We start from the raw sequence: 16,996 nt of genomic DNA on the forward strand, positions 1-16,996 counted from the left end.
CGCCCGGTGCTAATCTCCACCGCTCATTGCGTACAGTCGAGCCGCGACCCGATCTCGGGTTCAGGGAAGACGACTTCATCCACAGCCACGGAAATCGATCAGGTCATTCATGAATAAATCAGCAGGCGTGCTCCTCGGAATTGTTGTTGCCATCGGCGCGGTCAGCGCAGGCGGGGCCTGGTACACCGGGACCAAGATCGAAGGCGTATTGAACAACGCCGTCAGCAACGCCAACAAAGAGCTGCAGACCGCCATGGCCGGCTCCAACGGCACCGCGTCGCTGGAACTGGTATCGCTGGAACGCCACACCTTCACCAGCACCGCGCACTATCGCCTCAAGGGCGAAGGCGAGATGTTCGGTGATGCGCCGGTCGAGCTGCTGTTCGTCGATCACATCGAACACGGCCCGTTGCCGTTCTCGCGTCTGGTTTCGCTGAAGTGGCTGCCGGTCATGGCTACCAGCAACTACGAGCTGGAAAAGAGCCCGTCCACGGAAAAATGGTTCGCCGCCACCAACGGCGCCGCGCCGCTCAAGGGCGTGACCAACATCGGTTACGACGAATCGACCACCAGCACCCTCAACCTGGTGCCGTTCGAAACCGCGCTGGATGAGCAGTCGAGCCTGAAGTTTTCCGGTCTGAGCATGGACATCGCCGCCAGCGCCCAGGCGCAGAAGGTCAAGGCCGACGGCTACATGGACAACCTGAAACTGGTCACCGTGTCTGAAGACCAGGCGCCGGTGCAGGTCGAGCTCAACGGTCTGACCTTGGCCAGCAACCTCGCCAAGAGCAGCTACGGCTACTACACCGGCGAAAACACCCTGGAAGTGACCAGCAGCAAAACCACCTTTGGTGCCAAGCCCATGGTGCTGGGCGTGAAGAACTTCGAAATGAAGAACCGCACCGAAGAAAGCGGCAGCAATGCCTCGGGGCGTGCCGACTACAAAATCGGCGAAGTGTCGCTCAATGACAAGAAAGTCGGTTCGGCGGCCATGGCCATGAGCCTGAAGAACCTCGACATTCCGTCGACCATGTCGCTGATGCAGATCTACCAGACCAAGTTGCAGCCATACGAAAAAGCCGCCGCCGAGGCGGCAGCCCAGGGTCTGCCGGCGCCGGAGCTGAACCTGACCGAAGCGGAAAACGCCCAGGTCAAAGCCGATCTGCAGAAGCTGCTGGCCGCCGGCCCGCAACTGGCGCTGGAGAATCTGTCGTTCAACACCGCCAACGGCGAAAGCCGTGCCAATCTGGTGATCGACCTGACCAAGCCGCAATCGATGGATCTGCCGCCGGATCAACTCGGCAAGCAACTGATCGCGCTGCTCGACCTGAACATTCAGGTGTCCAAGCCGATGCTGGTCGATCTGCTCAGCGTGCAGGCGCAACTCGATGGCCAGACTGACGCCAAAGCCATCGTCGATCAGTCCAAGGAAGCGGCGGACATGTTCGCCGGCATGGCGGTTGGCTCGCAACTGGCTGTCGTCGACGGCACCAACGTGGTGACCAAACTGCATTACGCGGCCAATCAGGTCGAATTCAACGGCCAGAAAATGACCGTCGAGCAGTTTATCGGCTTCCTGATGAGCAAGTTTGCCGGCGTCACCCAAGTGCAATAAATCCACCGCGCGCTATCCAGACGCCCGGCCCCTGTGTGAACAGGCGCCGGGCGTTTTGCTGTGCGGGTTTTATACGGCGCTCATGCCGATTCTGAACAATTATTGCGTTGTGAAAATTCGACTACGCTTGCGTGCAGACTGCCTCACCAAGCTTGGCCGAGGGCTGTCATTGTCGGCCACCGTTACGAATGGGCAAGGAGGGCATTGCGACCCGGCTGGCCATGTAAGGATGCTGACGAATGCCGCGTATTGATGGTCCTGTAATACATCGTGGTTTGCGCCCTTTGTTCCGATTCGCCCTGTGCAGCCAGTTGCTCTGGCCGCTGCTGGCGTTGGCCGACACACCCTACGACGAGATGGTGCGCGATGCCCGTGCCGGGCATTACACGCCTGCGCTGACGGTGCTGCGTCAGGTGCCGCCGGGTCAGGCCAGCGACGGCCAGATCAGCGATCATCTGCAAATCGCCAGTTGGGCCGGGCTCGATGCCGAAGTGGTCAAGGTCTATGAGGCCCAGGGCCGCGACCGCGTTCTGCCGGTTCAGGCGCTGACCGCCGCAGCACGTGCCTATCGCAACCTCAAGCGCTGGGATCAGGCCACCCAGGTCTACAACAAGGCACTGGCGCTGGAACCGGACAACGCCGACCTGCAACTGGGCCTGGCGCTGACCCAGGCCGATGCCGGCAAACCCGATCAGGCAGTCACCCGTGCGCAGGCGCTGGTCGCCGCCAAGCCCGACGATCCTTCGCGCCGCCTCGCCCTGGGCTATGCCCTCGGTCGCGCTGGCAAACCGTACGACGCATTATTCGAATTCGATCAGGCCTTTATCCGCGCCGGCAACAAACCGGAAGTCGCCCGCGAGTACGTGGTTGCCCTGCAAAAGGCTCGTCTGCCTGAGCCGGCGCTGCGTCTGGCCAGCCAACGTCCCGGTCTGATTGACCCGGTGACCTTGCGCCGCCTCGAAGGCGATCTCGCTGCCGAACGCGTACGCCTCGCCGAACTGGCTACCCGCAGCGAACAGGAACGCTACGTCATCGCCGACCGTGCGCTGGCCGACTACGACAAACTGCTCGCGACCTGGACGCCTGACGCCACTGCCCACGACGACGTGACGCGCTGGCGCATCGACCGCATGGGCGCGCTCAAGGCGCGGGCGCGCACCGCCGACGTCATCAGCGAATATCAAAAATTGCAGGCCGAGGGCGTGCAGATTCCGACCTACGCCCTGCGTTGGGTGGCGGCGTCGTATCTGGATCAGCGTGAGCCTGAGATGGCCACCGATCTGTATCGCCAGGTGCTTTCGGCACCGGACGCCGATGCCGGTGATCGTCTCGAAGACACCACGGCGCTGTACTACTCGCTGCTGGAAAGCGACCGCGCCGACGAGGCGCGCAAGGTCGCCGAAGATGCGGCAAAAGCCCAGCGGCCGCGCGTCGAACTGAAGGGCTTGCCGGTCGGCAATCCCAACGATGAGTGGATGGACGCTCAGCAACTCGCCGCCCAGGCCGGTACCTACAGTTCTGACTTGCCCCACGGTGAAGAGCGTTTGCAGGCTCTGGTCGATCAAGCGCCGGGCAACCTTGGCCTGCGTTTGGCCCAGGCTGATCTCTACCTCGCCCGGCAAATGCCACGCCGTGCGGAAAGCCTGCTCAAGGAAACCGAGGGCATGGCGCCGCGCGACGCCGGCCTGGAAGTCGCTCAGGCACGCACCGCCATGGAGTTGCAGGAGTGGCGACAGAACGATGCACTGGTCGACGATGTGGTCGCGCGCTACCCGGACAACCGCCAGGTGCAGCGTCTGGCCCGCGAGCGCGAAGTGCATGACATGGCCGAACTGCGCGTCGAAGCCTACGGCGGCAAGGCCAACGGTGGCGGCAGCGGCGATGCCGGTGCGGTCAGCGGCAGCCGTGATTTCGGTATCCAGAGCACGCTGTACAGCCCGCCGATCAACGAAGACTGGCGCGTGTTCGCCGGCGCCGGTTATGCCACCGGCGATTTCGCCGAGGGCACCGGCCACCACCGCTTCCAGCGTGTCGGCCTGGAACGGCGCACCCGTGACATGACGCTCGAAGCCGAGGTGTCGAATCACGATTACGGCTTCGGTGACAAACAGGGCGCACGCCTGGCGATTGCCCGCGACATCAACGATCACTGGCAGTACGGCGGCAGCCTCGAATACCTCTCGGCCGAAACGCCGCTGCGCGCACTCAACAGCGATATCAAGGCCAACGGCGGCAGTGCGTTCCTGCGCTGGCGTGCCAACGAAAGCCGCGAGTGGCGCGTGTCGGTCAGTCCGTCGCACTTCAGCGATGGCAACAACCGTGTCGAAGCGCTGGTCACCGGGCGCGAAGGTATTTACAGCGCGCCGAATATTCAGGTCGACGCCGGTCTGGAAGTCGGCACCAGCCACAACTCGAAATCCGACGACGTGCCGTATTTCAACCCGAAATCCGACTTCAGCGTGATGCCGCTGGTCAACGTCAATCACGTGCTCTACCACCGCTACGAAACCTCCTGGAGCCAGCAGTTCCAGGCCGGCGCCGGCACCTACAGCCAGCGCGACCACGGCACCGGCGGCATGGCGTTGCTCGGTTATGGCCAACGGTACGCCTGGAACGACGTGTTCGATGTGGGCGGCATGTTCAGTGTGATCAACCGGCCTTACGACGGTGATCGGGAAACTGATCTCCGTTTGCTCGTCGACCTCACTTTCCGCTTCTAGAAGAGTTTGAAGATGCCATTTATCTCGCGTTTCATCCTTCTGCTGGGAGCGCTGCTGATCAGCGCCTGCGCCCAGCAAGCCCCGGCCTTTGCGCCGCCCTCCGAGCGCCCGGTCGCGGCCAGTGAACAACCGTGGCCGAAAAACCATGTGCTCGGCATCGCTTACCACGATGTCGAAGACCGTGATCCCGATCAGGCCGTGGTGGCGGTGCGCACCGAGCGCATGATCGAGCAACTCGCGTGGCTGCGCGAGAACGGCTACAAACCAGTGACCGTCGACCAGATCATGGCCGCGCGCAAGGGCGGCCCGGAGCTGCCGGCGAAAGCGGTATTGCTCAGTTTCGATGACGGTTATGCCAGCTTCTATACCCGCGTGCTGCCGGTGTTGCGCGCCTATAATTGGCACGCCTTGCTGGCGCCGGTCGGCACCTGGATCGACACGCCGCTGAACCAGCCGGTGGATTTTGCCGGCACGCCACGCCAGCGTTCGGATTTTCTGACCTGGGCGCAGATACGCGAAATTTCCAGGTCCGGGCTGGTAGAGATTGCTGCTCACACCGATGCCAACCACAAAGGCATCCTCGCCAACCCGCAGGGCAACCTGCAGCCGGCCGCTGCGACCCGGCGCTATGACCCTGTGACCAAGCGCTACGAATCCGAAGCCGATTTCCAGGCGCGCATTCGTACCGACGTGAAAAATATCTCCGAGAAGATTCGCAAGGTCACTGGCTACAAACCACGGGTCTGGGTCTGGCCGTACGGGGCCGCCGACGGTACGTCGCTGACCGTCGTCGGCGAGGAGGGCTATGAAATGGCCCTCACTCTGGACGACGGTCTCGACACGCTAGACAACCTGATGAGCGGGCCGCGCTTTCTCGTCGCCTCCGATCCTGACGGCGAGCATTTTGCCAACAGCATCGTCTCGGTGCAGGCCGAGGGGCCGATGCGCGTGGTGCATGTCGATCTCGACAACGTCTACGACCCGGACCCGGCGCAGCAGGACATCAACCTCGGCAAACTGGTGCAGCGCATGTCAGATCTGGGCGCCAGCACGGTATTCCTGCAAGCCTTCGCCGATCCCAAGGGCGATGGACTGGTGCACTCACTGTACTTTCCCAACCGTCACTTGCCGGTGCGCGCCGACCTGTTCGACCGCGTCGCCTGGCAACTGCGGACCCGCGCTCATGTGAAGGTCTATGCGTGGATGCCAGTGCTGAGTTTCGAACTGGATTCGAAGCTGCCGCGCGTGACCCGCTGGGACCCGGAAACCGGCACTGCATCGGTCGATCCGAAGCAGTACAAACGCCTGTCACCGTTCAATCCCGAAGTGCGCAAGATCATCGGTGAAATCTACGAAGACCTCGCGCGCCTGACCTCGGTCGACGGTGTGCTTTATCACGACGACGCGGTGCTGTCGGATTTCGAAGATGCCACGCCAGACGCGCTGAAGGCCTACGCCGCCCAGGGCTTGCCCGGCTCGATTGCCGCGCTGCGCGACGATCCGGCGGCGATGCAGCGCTGGACGCGCTTCAAGAGTCGCTACCTGATCGACTTCACCAACGAGCTGACCGCCAAGGTTCGTGCGATTCGCGGCCCGCAGGTGCTGACCGCGCGCAACATCTTCGCCGAGCCGATGCTCAATCCGCAGAGCGAAGCGTGGTTCGCGCAGAACCTCGATGACTTCCTCGCCACTTACGACTGGACGGCGCCGATGGCGATGCCTCTGATGGAAAAACAGACCGTGGCCGAGTCTGGCCCGTGGCTGGAAGCCTTGGTAGCGACGGTGAAAAAACGTCCCGGTGCGCTGAATCGCACGGTGTTCGAATTGCAGGCGCGCGACTGGAACCAAAAGGATCAGGCCGACATCGATGCCGCACAACTGGCGGACTGGATGGGCCGGCTCAAGCGTCAGGGTGCGACCAGTTTCGGCTACTACCCGGACAACTTCCTCGACAATCTGCCAGACCTGAAAACCGTAAGGCCTGCACTCTCCAACAAATGGAATCCATAACATGCTGGATAGACTGTTAGCCCTGCTTGTTCTGGCGATCGTGCTCGGCGTTCCGCTGGGGCTGATCTTCGTGGTCACCGGCCAGTTCCTGATGTCGTTCGTGTTCTTCTACCCGCTGTTCATGTCCGGGTTGTGGATCGCCGGCGGCCTGTATTTCTGGCTGCACTGGGAGCGCCACTGGCCGTGGCAGGACGACACGCTGCCGCCACCGCTGGAAGGCGAGCCGCTGATTTCGATCCTGATCCCTTGCTACAACGAAGGCGATAACGCCGCCGACACCATCCACGCGGCGCTGGCGCAGCATTACCCGAACATCGAAGTCATCGCGATCAACGACGGCTCCAAGGACAACACCGCCGAAGTGCTCGATGCGCTGGCCAAGGAAGATCCGCGCCTGCGGGTTCTGCATCTGGCGGAAAACCAGGGCAAGGCTGTGGCCCTGCGCATGGGCGCGATTGCTGCGCGCAGTGAGTATCTGGTGTGCATAGATGGTGATGCGTTGCTGGCGCCCAATACTGCGGCTTATCTGGTCGCGCCGATGCTGGATAACGCACGCCTTGGCGCGGTGACCGGCAACCCGCGCATTCGCACGCGTTCGACTTTGATCGGGCGCGTACAGGTTGGCGAATTCTCCTCGATCATCGGGCTGATCAAACGCACTCAGCGGGTGTTCGGACGCATCTTTACCGTTTCCGGTGTGATCGTCGCGTTCCGCCGCACTGCACTGAACCGGGTTGGCTACTGGAGCCCGGACATGATCACTGAAGACATCGACATCAGCTGGAAACTGCAGCTCGATCACTGGAGCATTTTCTACGAACCGCGCGCACTGTGCTGGATCCTCATGCCCGAGACCCTCGGCGGCCTGTGGAAGCAGCGTCTGCGCTGGGCTCAGGGCGGCGCCGAAGTGCTGTTCAAGAACATTCGCGGCATTTGGCAGTACCGCCATCGCTACTTGTGGCCGCTGCTGTTCGAATACTGCCTGTCCACCGGTTGGGCCTTCACCTTCCTGTTGTCGGTGATTTTCTGGGGCATGGGCAAGTTCATGGTCATGCCCGATGCGATCGCTGTCGATCACTTGATGCCACCGGCCTTCACCGGCCTGCTGCTGGCGTTCGTGTGCCTCGTGCAGTTCGGCGTCAGCATCATCATCGATCGCCGCTACGAGCCGGGCCTGGGCAAGACCATGTTCTGGGTGGTGTGGTACCCGTTGGTGTTCTGGCTCGTCAGTCTGCTGACCACGTTGGTCAGTTTCCCCAAGGTGTTGTTCAGCCAACACAAGAAACGCGCGCGCTGGGTCAGTCCTGATCGGGGCATCCGCCCGCTGGGCGACGACCAGGAGGAAGTCATCAAATGAAAATTATCCGCACTCGCCAACGGCCATTTCTGCTGGTGATCGACATCATCCTCACGGTGCTGGCCTGGGTCGGCCTGCTGTTGCTACTGGTGCGCGGCTTATGGCCATTGATCGAGACCACCGGCGGCCCGCGCATCGATAATTCGGCATTCGATGCCTTGGGCACTCTGCAGGTGTATATGTGGGTCGCGCTGGTCAACGCGGTGATCCTGATCGGGTGGGCGCGTTATCAACAACGCAAAAGTCGCAGTTTCGCCCAGCGTCGTCTGCCGTCGCCGGTGATTGGCGATGAAGGTCTGAGCCAGAGTTTCAAACTGTCCGACGAGCGTTTCCAGAAACTGCGCGCGCCGGGGGTAATGACCATTCACAACGATCACGAAGGCGACATCAGCCACGTCGAAACACACTTCTGGCCGGTACAGCAACAAGCCCTCCCCGCGCCCCTGGCGCCACTGGAAAACCCGCGGGTGATCTTTCTGCATGCCGAAGAAGACGACAGTCGCGAGCCGGTGAAACGCCTGACCTGATCTCCACGCGGCCTGTGTAGGAGCTGCCGAAGGCTGCGATCTTTTGATTTTGCTTATGTAAAAACAAGATCAAGAGATCGCAGCCTCGTTGCACTCGTCAGCTCCTACAGCACCGGTGTCAGGCCTGAATCAGCGTCCAGGCTTCTTTCATTCGTAAAGGTTGCTTCATCCGCTCGGCCAGCAATGCCATGGCGCGCTGTTTGTCGCAAGCCACCGCCGCAACGACGATACCGTTTTTCGCGAACAGGCCAATGAATGGCGGCTTTTCCGGCTCGCCGCTGAACTCGATTTCGTCCCATTCTGTCGCGTGACCGAGATAGTCGTAATTCTTGCCAAAGTGGTAGGTCCAGAAGAACGGCACATCCAGATAATGCTCCTCGCCGCCAAGCATGTTGGCAGCGGCGATGCGCGCGTGTTGCTGGGCCAGCCGCCAGTGTTCGATGCGGGTTGGCTGGCCGCTCAGCGGGAACGTGGCGATATCGCCAATGGCCCACAAGCCATCGGTCACGCGCATGCCGTCATCCACGCGCAACGATAGGTCTTCTTCCTTAGGCAGTGAGCCGAACGCCTCGGTAGCCGGATGGACGCCGACGCCGACGAGAACCAGATCTGCCGCCAGACGCAAACCATTGTCGAGCAGCACGCCCTCGACCTTGTCTTCGCCAAAGATCTCAGTAGCCTCGTGCTCGCTGATGAACTTCACCCCGTGCTCTTCGTGCAACGCGCGAATCGCCTTGCCCACGGCATCACCCAATTGCTTGGCAAACGGGACTGCGTGGCGGGCCAGAACGGTGACGTCGAGGCCGTACTCGCGCAGCCCCGCCGCGCATTCGAGGGCGATGAAGCTGTCGCCGATGATCACTGCGCGCTGCCCCGGTTGTGCAGCGTTGATGATCTGTTCAGCCTGGGCTTTTGAGCGCAGGACGAAGACGTTGGCCAGTTCGGCGCCGGGCAGTTTCAGCGAATTGGGCGCGCCACCGGTGGCGAGTACCGCAGCGTCGTAGTGCAGGATGCCGCCATTGTTCAGATGAAGGGTTTTGCCTGGAGCGTCGAGTGAACTGACTTCACCTTGCACGCGCTCGATGCGCTGCGCTTGATAGAAGGCTTCATCGCGCAGGGGCGGGACCTCTTTCGGTGACATTTCCCCCGCGAGCACAAATTTGCTCAACACCGTGCGGTCATAGCCGGCATCCGGTTCGCCATCGACCAGCACGATGCGTCCGCCGAAACCCTTCTCCCGTAGCGCCGCCGCGCAAGCCGTGCCCGCCGCCCCGGCGCCGACCACCACGAACGTTCTTGGATCGTCAGCGGGCGGGGTGTGCGGATCGGGCAGGGGCTGGTCATCAACCCAGACATCATCGCCGCGTAGCTCCAGCGGGTAGCGCTTGAGACTGTCCAGCGATGGCGGCTCGCACAGGCCGCCGTCCTCGGCGCGGTAAGCGGCTTTATGCCAGGGGCAGATCAACCTGCCGTGACACAACGCACCCTCGGCCAACGGCGCACCGGCGTGTGGACACAGCCCCTGAAACGCCTGCAATTCTCCGTTGGCCCGCAGCAGAACAATCTTGCAGTCACCAATTTCGACTTGCAGGCCATGGTCTTGCGGGACATCGGATAGGCGGGCGACACGGTGCAGGGACATCTTCGGTTTCCTCGCAGGCATTTCTCATGTGAGTTGAGGTCGCCGCGCGAGGTTCAGCCATTTGCTAGTGCCAAGGCACGAACGGTACAGCTATAGTTTGCGGGCCGACGACGGCCTCACTGCACAAGGTGCTCCCGGAATGACCCGATTGACCTCTCTCAACCCATGGCTGGCGGCCATTGCCGTGACCCTTTGCGTGCAGTTCCCGGCACAGGCCCAGGAGCGCTTCACCCTGAGCATCCCGGGCGTGTCGGACAACCGCCTGTTCACTGCGGCCGCCGCCAGCGACGCGCCTGGTTGCGGCGGCAAGAACCAGTCGCCGGCGCTGAGCTGGAACGCCGGTCCGGCCGGTACCCAGAGCTACGCCATCGTCATGCACGACCCGGATGGGCAGAAAGGCCTGGGCGTCGATCATTGGATTCATTACGGCATCAAGCCCACCACCCACCAGATCGCGGCCGGTGTCGGCGCCAAATCCGCGCTCGAAGGCGTCGGCGGCACCAATAGCAAAGGCAACACCCATTACATGGGCCCATGCCCGCCAGTGGGTGACAGCGCGCACCACTACATCATCCAGATCTACGCCCTCGACCTCGCCCCGGACGCCCTGCCCGCCGGCCTGACCCGTGCCGAATTGATGGAAAAAATCAAAGGCCATGTGCTGCGCAACAGCAGTGCGGTGCGACGCTATCACCGCTGAGGTTCGCCGCTCCCGAGCGGCGGACTGCCCTGATACCCCAGGCATTTGGCATTGCCCCGCGAAAACGCGCACTATCAAGCCATTGCCAATGCGCTGGGAGGACACCGTGGCAGCAAAAATCGACCGCATCGCCCAACTGCTCAACTGCCCGGAGAAGGGCGAACAAATGCGGCGTGCAGTAACCGAGACACGTAAGGAATTTCTGCTGAATCAGCCGGAAGAAGACCTCGTTGAAGAAGATGAGGTGTTTGACGAAGCTGAGGAGGAGGGGGATGACGACGATGAATATGATGAGTTTGACTGGACGACGGAGTGACGGCGTTCCAGCGATCTTGTCATCGCCCACAAAAAAGCCCCGGACCATCATAGTCCGGGGCTTTCTCATTTGATTCATGGTGCACCAGGCGGGATTCGAACCCACGACCCCTGCCTTCGGAGGGCAGTACTCTATCCAGCTGAGCTACTGGTGCAGCGGGCGACATCATACCTAGGTCGGCTCGGGGCGTCCATGCCGGGTTTGGCGGGTTTTGTCAGTGTGCGTGTCGGCGCAAATCGCTGCATTCCTTAAAGCGGTAACGTCCTGCAAAACCCTCGCTTGGCGCTTTGCCGGGGTTGATCTATGGTTTTGCCTGCGGCAAGGGTTTTTGATGCGTTGATCTGAAAAGCGGCATTTTTGTTCTTTTTTTCGAACGACCTATTGTCCTTTACCCCCTTTGAACCTACGATCCGTTTGAGATTTCAAACGCTCGTTGACGGGATGTTGCAGCGCAGGTGCGCCCGCTCGTGCACTGTAGATGCGCCACACTCCGCTCACTGATTTCCCTGACGGCAGCCTTGCGAGGCGCCTTTCTACAATCATAATTTGCTCCGCGCAGGCCGCGGTGCTGTTAAGGAAAGCCGACATGCAGCTTAAAGACACCCAGTTGTTCCGCCAGCAAGCCTTCATCGATGGCGCTTGGGTCGATGCGGACAACGGTCAGACGATCAAGGTCAACAACCCGGCCACTGGCGAAATCCTCGGCACCGTGCCGAAAATGGGCGCTGCCGAAACCCGTCGTGCCATCGAAGCCGCTGACAAGGCGCTGCCGGCCTGGCGTGCACTGACCGCCAAGGAGCGTGCCGGCAAGCTGCGTCGCTGGTTCGAACTGATGATCGAAAACCAGGACGACCTTGCGCGCCTGATGACCCTCGAGCAGGGCAAGCCGCTGGCCGAAGCCAAGGGCGAAATCGTTTATGCTGCGTCGTTCATCGAGTGGTTCGCTGAAGAAGCCAAGCGCATCTACGGTGACGTGATTCCGGGCCACCAGCCGGACAAGCGCCTGATCGTGATCAAGCAGCCGATCGGCGTCACCGCCGCGATCACCCCGTGGAACTTCCCGGCGGCGATGATCACCCGCAAGGCCGGTCCAGCCCTGGCCGCCGGTTGCACCATGGTGCTCAAGCCGGCTTCGCAAACCCCGTTTTCCGCTTTCGCCCTGGCCGAACTGGCCCAGCGTGCGGGCATTCCGGCGGGCGTGTTCAGCGTCGTTTCCGGCAGCGCCGGCGACATCGGCAGCGAGCTGACCAGCAACCCGATCGTGCGCAAGCTGTCGTTCACCGGCTCGACCGAAATCGGTCGCCAGTTGATGGCCGAATGCGCCAAGGACATCAAGAAAGTCTCGCTGGAACTGGGCGGCAACGCGCCGTTCATCGTGTTCGACGACGCCGATCTGGATAAGGCCGTTGAAGGCGCGATCATTTCCAAATACCGCAACAATGGCCAGACCTGCGTCTGCGCCAACCGTCTGTACATTCAGGACGCGGTCTACGATGCGTTCGCCGAAAAGCTGAAAGTGGCAGTGGCCAAACTGAAGATCGGCAACGGTCTGGAAGACGGCACCACCACCGGCCCGCTGATCGACGAAAAAGCCGTAGCCAAGGTGCAAGAGCACATCGCTGACGCCGTGAGTAAAGGCGCCACCGTTTTGGCTGGCGGAAAGGCGATGGAAGGCAACTTCTTCGAGCCAACCATTCTGACCAACGTGCCGAAAAACGCTGCGGTGGCCAAGGAAGAAACCTTCGGCCCGCTGGCGCCACTGTTCCGCTTCAAAGACGAAGCCGAAGTGATCGCGATGTCCAACGACACCGAGTTCGGTCTGGCCTCGTACTTCTATGCGCGCGACCTCGGCCGTGTGTTCCGTGTTGCCGAAGCGCTGGAATACGGCATGGTGGGCGTCAACACCGGGCTGATCTCCAACGAAGTCGCGCCGTTCGGCGGCATCAAGGCCTCGGGTCTGGGCCGCGAAGGCTCCAAGTACGGCATCGAAGATTACCTGGAAATCAAATACCTCTGCCTGGGCATCTGAGCCGGGAAAGGGATCGCTGCAAACGCAAAGGGCACGAGAGCGCTGTCCCTTTGCGTCGTTTGAAACCTGCATTTTCTCCGCGGCCGGGAACGCCGTGGCAGTCGATCATCGCATGCTGCCACCGCCGCTTCCTCCCGCTTCATCCTTGAACCGCGCCGCCCGATGAGCGGCGAATGAGGACTGTAATGAGCAAGACTAACGCTGAACTGATGGCCCGCCGCACCAATGCCGTACCTCGTGGTGTTGGCCAGATTCACCCGATCTTCGCCGAGTCGGCCAAGAACGCCACCGTGACCGACGTTGAAGGTCGTGAGTTCATCGACTTCGCCGGCGGCATCGCTGTACTGAACACCGGCCACGTGCACCCGAAAATCATTGCCGCCGTGACTGAACAGCTGAACAAGCTGACCCACACCTGCTTCCAGGTGCTGGCCTACGAGCCGTACGTTGAGCTGTGCGAAAAAATCAACGCCAAGGTGCCGGGTGATTTCGCCAAGAAAACCCTGCTGGTCACCACCGGTTCCGAAGCGGTGGAAAACGCCGTGAAGATCGCCCGTGCCGCCACTGGCCGTGCTGGCGTGATCGCTTTCACCGGCGCCTACCACGGTCGCACCATGATGACCCTGGGCCTGACCGGTAAAGTCGTGCCGTACTCGGCTGGCATGGGCCTGATGCCAGGCGGCATCTTCCGCGCGCTGTACCCGAACGAACTGCACGGCGTGAGCATCGACGATTCGATCGCTTCCATCGAGCGCATCTTCAAGAACGACGCAGAGCCGAAAGACATCGCTGCGATCATCATCGAGCCGGTGCAGGGCGAAGGTGGTTTCTACGTCGCGCCGAAAGAATTCATGAAGCGCCTGCGCGCGCTGTGCGACCAGCACGGCATCCTGCTGATCGCTGACGAAGTGCAGACCGGCGCTGGCCGTACCGGTACCTTCTTCGCCATGGAACAGATGGGCGTTGCCGCCGACCTGACCACTTTCGCCAAATCCATCGCTGGCGGTTTCCCGCTGGCCGGCGTCTGCGGCAAGGCCGAATACATGGACGCCATTGCTCCGGGCGGCCTGGGCGGCACCTACGCCGGTAGCCCGATCGCTTGCGCCGCTGCGCTGGCGGTAATGGAAGTGTTTGAGGAAGAGCAACTGCTGGACCGCTGCAAGGCTGTCGGTGAGCGTCTGGTCACTGGCCTGAAGGCGATTCAGGCCAAGTACCCGGTGATCGGCGAAGTGCGTGCGTTGGGCGCGATGATCGCGCTCGAGCTGTTCGAAAACGGTGACAGCCACAAGCCAAACCCGACCGCTGTAGCCGCTGTGGTGGCCAAGGCGCGTGACAAGGGCCTTATCCTTTTGTCCTGCGGCACTTACGGTAACGTGCTGCGTGTGCTGGTGCCGCTGACTTCGCCGGACGAGCAACTGGACAAAGGTCTGGCGATCATCGAAGAGTGCTTCTCTGAACTCTGATCCATTGCTGTGACCTGCTCGACAAAAACCCGCTTCGGCGGGTTTTTTTATGGCTGTAGAAACACATCGGACGTGTTTGCGCTGTATCGAATCGCCAGCATTGGCTAAGGTTCAGGCATTGCAAGGAGAGCGCGCATGACTGCCGTTGATTTACCCGCCGTACCCCGGGTGCTGATTGCCGAGGCCGATCCGTGGTCCCGCGACCTGCTCAAACAAGTGCTGCTCAACGTGCGCTGCGATGCGCGGCTGGATCTGTGTGCCGATGGCCAACAAGCGTTGTCGTTGCTTGGCGAGGTGCCCTATGACCTGGCCATCGTCGATTGGGAGTTGCCCGGCGTCGATGGCTTGAATGTGCTGCGCAGCGTGCGTCAGCGCAAACGTAATCCGCCGCTGCCGTTCATTTTGATGAGCAGCCGCAACGACAGCGCCAGCGTGCGCGAAGCGATTCCGCTGGCGCCGACGGCGTACCTGACCAAACCGTTGAACATGGAAGGCCTGACCGAGCGTTTGCAAGGTTTGCTGCTCAATGCTGGCGAAGCGGTGGTTTGCGAAGTGCCGGCATTGGCGCCGGGCATGACCCTGTCGGTGTTCCTTGAGCGGCGTCGCGAGCAGGCTGATGGCGCGCCGCTGATGACCGATGTGCAAGTGGCGGTCAAGCGCAGCCTCAATCCCGAGGGGCTGGACCTCAAGCTGCTGGAGGAAGAGGTGCGCACCGATCCGCAGATTACCGCCGTGCTGATCGCAGCCGCCAACAGTGCCGCGCAACACTACGGCGCGCCGGTGCAGACCCTGGCTCAGGCGCTGCATCGACTCGGCACCGGGCAGAGCATGAACCTGATTCTCGGGCTGGCGCTCAAACGCAGCGCGCGGCTCAGCGATCCATGCCTGGCGGACTACGCAGAGCGTTATTGGGGGCTTTCTCTGCATACTGCGGAATATGCGCGTACGCTGGCGCGCTTGCTCGATCTCGATCAGGAGCGCTGCTATTGCGCGGGTATGCTGCATCGGCTCGGTGATCTTGCGCTGCTGCGCTGTTTGCAGGAATGGCAGCAGGCCGGCGGCGAGCTGGACGAGTTGGAAGAGGTCGGTGAAGCGTTGGCGAAGTATGGCGCTTCTTATGGCTCGGCATTGCGCACTCGCTGGCGACTGCCGCTGGAGTTGCGCGAGTTGATTGCTTCGGTCTATCAGCTGGGCGGCGGCGTGTATTCCCGCGAGGCGCTGGTGATGAACATGGCGGCGCAGATGGCCCGGCTGACCGAGCACGAAGGCGTCGAGGAGCTGGCGAAGAGCCGGACGGCGCGTTTGCTCAAGATCGGCTTGCCGGAATTGATTCGGATGCGCAAATAACCCGATTCCGCATTTCAAACTGTGGGAGCGGGCTTGCTCGCGAAGGCGTCATGTCAGTGCATACAACACTTGACGGACACGACGCTTTCGCGAGCAAGCCCGCTCCCACTTCGAATATTCATATGACTGAACGGTGTGCTCAGGCCGCAATAATCCGGTTCTTGCCCTGCCGCTTCGCCTCGTACATCGCCGCGTCCGCCCGGGCGAACAGGCTGTCGAGGCTCTTGTCTTCGTCCGTGAGGTTGGTCAGGCCCTGGCTCACGGTGATGCTGAACGGCTGACCGTCGTGGTTGAAGCGCAGTCGCTGGATCTCCTGCTGCAATCGTTCCGCCACCTGCACGGCCATCTCGGGCGCACAGCCGGGGAACACCGCCGCGAACTCCTCACCGCCAATCCGCCCGAACAGGTCGCCACGGCGCAATGAGCCGCGGCCGCACTCAGCAATCCGTTGCAGCACGTTGTCGCCTTCAGGGTGGCCGTAGCTGTCGTTGATCACTTTGAAGTCATCGATGTCCAGCAGCAGGAAGGCCAGCGGCGTGCCTTGCCGGCGCGCCTCGGCGAACTCGCGATGGGCGCATTCGAAGAAGTGGCGGCGGTTGCTGCTTTGCGTCAGCACATCGGTGGTGGCCAAGCGCTGCAGCTCGGTTTCCATGTGCTTCTTGTCGGTGATGTCTTCGGCGATGCCGACGATGATCACCGGTTGCCCAGGCTCGTCCTGCCGATTGATAAAACATTTGTCGCTGAGCCAGCGTACCTGGCCGTCAGCAGCGATGATGCGGTATTCGCGATCTTCCACCGCACCTTGGTGCAGAACTTCGGCGAGGCTCTGTTCGGCGTACTCCAGATCATCTGGGTAAATACTGTCACGCCACTGGTTGTAGTCAGCGAGCAACAGCGCGGCGGAACGGCCGAAAATCCGTTCATAGGCCGGACTGACGTACAGCACCTGTCGGGTTTCCCAGTTGAAGGCCCAGAGCACGGCATTGACGCTGACCAGCAGCGAACTGATCAGCTGTTCGCGCTCGCTCAGGCGCGCCACTTCGCCTTGCGCATGCATCAGCGCCATCAGCGTTTGCGCGGCCTCGGGCCATTGGGTGAAGGATGTGTCTTTCTGGTTGTTGTTGACCATCGGCACAAATCTCAAAGGGCGCGTCGCAATGTCGACAACGGCCACAGGACAGCCCGCCGGGATGGCGAAGTGTCATTGAGATAGAGGATTTTCGGCGAAGTTCCCGGCCACTACCGAGTCCCGCCAGGCGGCGAGGTGCAG

At 61.7% G+C, this 16,996-nt stretch carries 12 protein-coding genes and 1 tRNA gene; 10 read left to right on the forward strand and 3 right to left on the reverse strand.

The features are described from left to right. Positions 1 to 109 precede the first annotated feature (109 nt). The 5 genes from ACIGDJ_RS07500 (at position 110) to pgaD (ending at position 8,229) form a co-directional block, all read left to right on the forward strand. Positions 110 to 1,615, forward strand: coding sequence for a YdgA family protein (locus ACIGDJ_RS07500; protein ID WP_101157060.1), 1,506 nt, complete (start codon positions 110 to 112; stop codon positions 1,613 to 1,615). A 239-nt stretch (positions 1,616 to 1,854) separates the two neighbouring features. Then, positions 1,855 to 4,335 carry a poly-beta-1,6 N-acetyl-D-glucosamine export porin PgaA gene (pgaA, locus tag ACIGDJ_RS07505; protein ID WP_101157058.1) on the forward strand — a complete coding sequence of 827 codons (2,481 nt, stop codon included), beginning with the start codon at positions 1,855 to 1,857 and terminating at the stop codon, positions 4,333 to 4,335. Positions 4,336 to 4,347: 12 nt separating this feature from the next. Next, positions 4,348 to 6,345, forward strand: coding sequence for a poly-beta-1,6-N-acetyl-D-glucosamine N-deacetylase PgaB (gene pgaB / locus ACIGDJ_RS07510; protein WP_312998302.1), 1,998 nt, complete (start codon positions 4,348 to 4,350; stop codon positions 6,343 to 6,345). Between the two features lies 1 nt (position 6,346). Next, complete coding sequence (gene pgaC / locus ACIGDJ_RS07515) at positions 6,347 to 7,702, forward strand: poly-beta-1,6-N-acetyl-D-glucosamine synthase (protein WP_101157054.1); 1,356 nt, start codon at positions 6,347 to 6,349, stop codon at positions 7,700 to 7,702. Continuing rightward, on the forward strand, positions 7,699 to 8,229 hold the full coding sequence (pgaD, locus tag ACIGDJ_RS07520; protein ID WP_101157052.1) for a poly-beta-1,6-N-acetyl-D-glucosamine biosynthesis protein PgaD: 531 nt from the start codon (positions 7,699 to 7,701) through the stop codon (positions 8,227 to 8,229). The genes pgaC and pgaD overlap by 4 nt, the downstream gene beginning before the upstream one ends. Positions 8,230 to 8,347: 118 nt before the next feature. Here pgaD and ACIGDJ_RS07525 read toward each other — a convergent pair whose 3' ends face one another. Next, positions 8,348 to 9,871 carry an FAD-dependent oxidoreductase gene (locus ACIGDJ_RS07525; protein ID WP_397478585.1) on the reverse strand — a complete coding sequence of 508 codons (1,524 nt, stop codon included), beginning with the start codon at positions 9,869 to 9,871 and terminating at the stop codon, positions 8,348 to 8,350. A 139-nt stretch (positions 9,872 to 10,010) separates the two neighbouring features. Here ACIGDJ_RS07525 and ACIGDJ_RS07530 point away from each other — a divergent pair, with 139 nt between their 5' ends. Both ACIGDJ_RS07530 and ACIGDJ_RS07535 read left to right on the forward strand, forming a co-directional pair. Further along, positions 10,011 to 10,571, forward strand: a complete 561-nt coding sequence (locus ACIGDJ_RS07530) for a YbhB/YbcL family Raf kinase inhibitor-like protein (RefSeq protein ID WP_101157047.1) — start codon at positions 10,011 to 10,013, stop codon at positions 10,569 to 10,571. Between the two features lie 106 nt (positions 10,572 to 10,677). Then, positions 10,678 to 10,887: a hypothetical protein gene (locus tag ACIGDJ_RS07535; RefSeq protein WP_024011130.1), complete on the forward strand. Its 210-nt coding sequence runs from the start codon at positions 10,678 to 10,680 to the stop codon at positions 10,885 to 10,887. Positions 10,888 to 10,964: 77 nt separating this feature from the next. Here ACIGDJ_RS07535 and ACIGDJ_RS07540 read toward each other — a convergent pair. After that, a tRNA-Arg gene (locus ACIGDJ_RS07540) sits at positions 10,965 to 11,041 on the reverse strand. A 432-nt stretch (positions 11,042 to 11,473) separates the two neighbouring features. Here ACIGDJ_RS07540 and gabD point away from each other — a divergent pair. The 3 genes from gabD (at position 11,474) to ACIGDJ_RS07555 (ending at position 15,726) form a co-directional block, all read left to right on the forward strand. Beyond that, positions 11,474 to 12,916 (forward strand): NADP-dependent succinate-semialdehyde dehydrogenase, encoded by a 1,443-nt coding sequence (gene gabD / locus ACIGDJ_RS07545; protein WP_024011131.1) that lies wholly within the window; start codon positions 11,474 to 11,476, stop codon positions 12,914 to 12,916. 185 nt (positions 12,917 to 13,101) lie between these two features. Beyond that, the gene (gene gabT / locus ACIGDJ_RS07550; RefSeq protein ID WP_101156998.1) at positions 13,102 to 14,379 is read left to right on the forward strand and encodes a 4-aminobutyrate--2-oxoglutarate transaminase; all 1,278 of its coding nucleotides are present in this window, start codon (positions 13,102 to 13,104) and stop codon (positions 14,377 to 14,379) included. A gap of 135 nt (positions 14,380 to 14,514) precedes the next feature. Beyond that, positions 14,515 to 15,726, forward strand: coding sequence for an HDOD domain-containing protein (locus ACIGDJ_RS07555; protein ID WP_397478584.1), 1,212 nt, complete (start codon positions 14,515 to 14,517; stop codon positions 15,724 to 15,726). A gap of 139 nt (positions 15,727 to 15,865) precedes the next feature. On the opposite strand, the gene ACIGDJ_RS07560 is transcribed toward ACIGDJ_RS07555, so the two are convergent. Continuing rightward, on the reverse strand, positions 15,866 to 16,855 hold the full coding sequence (locus ACIGDJ_RS07560) for a sensor domain-containing diguanylate cyclase (RefSeq protein WP_101156994.1): 990 nt from the start codon (positions 16,853 to 16,855) through the stop codon (positions 15,866 to 15,868). Between the last annotated feature and the right edge of the window lie 141 nt (positions 16,856 to 16,996).

This window comes from Pseudomonas sp. NPDC079367 (assembly GCF_044542195.1).
GTDB lineage: Bacteria > Pseudomonadota > Gammaproteobacteria > Pseudomonadales > Pseudomonadaceae > Aquipseudomonas.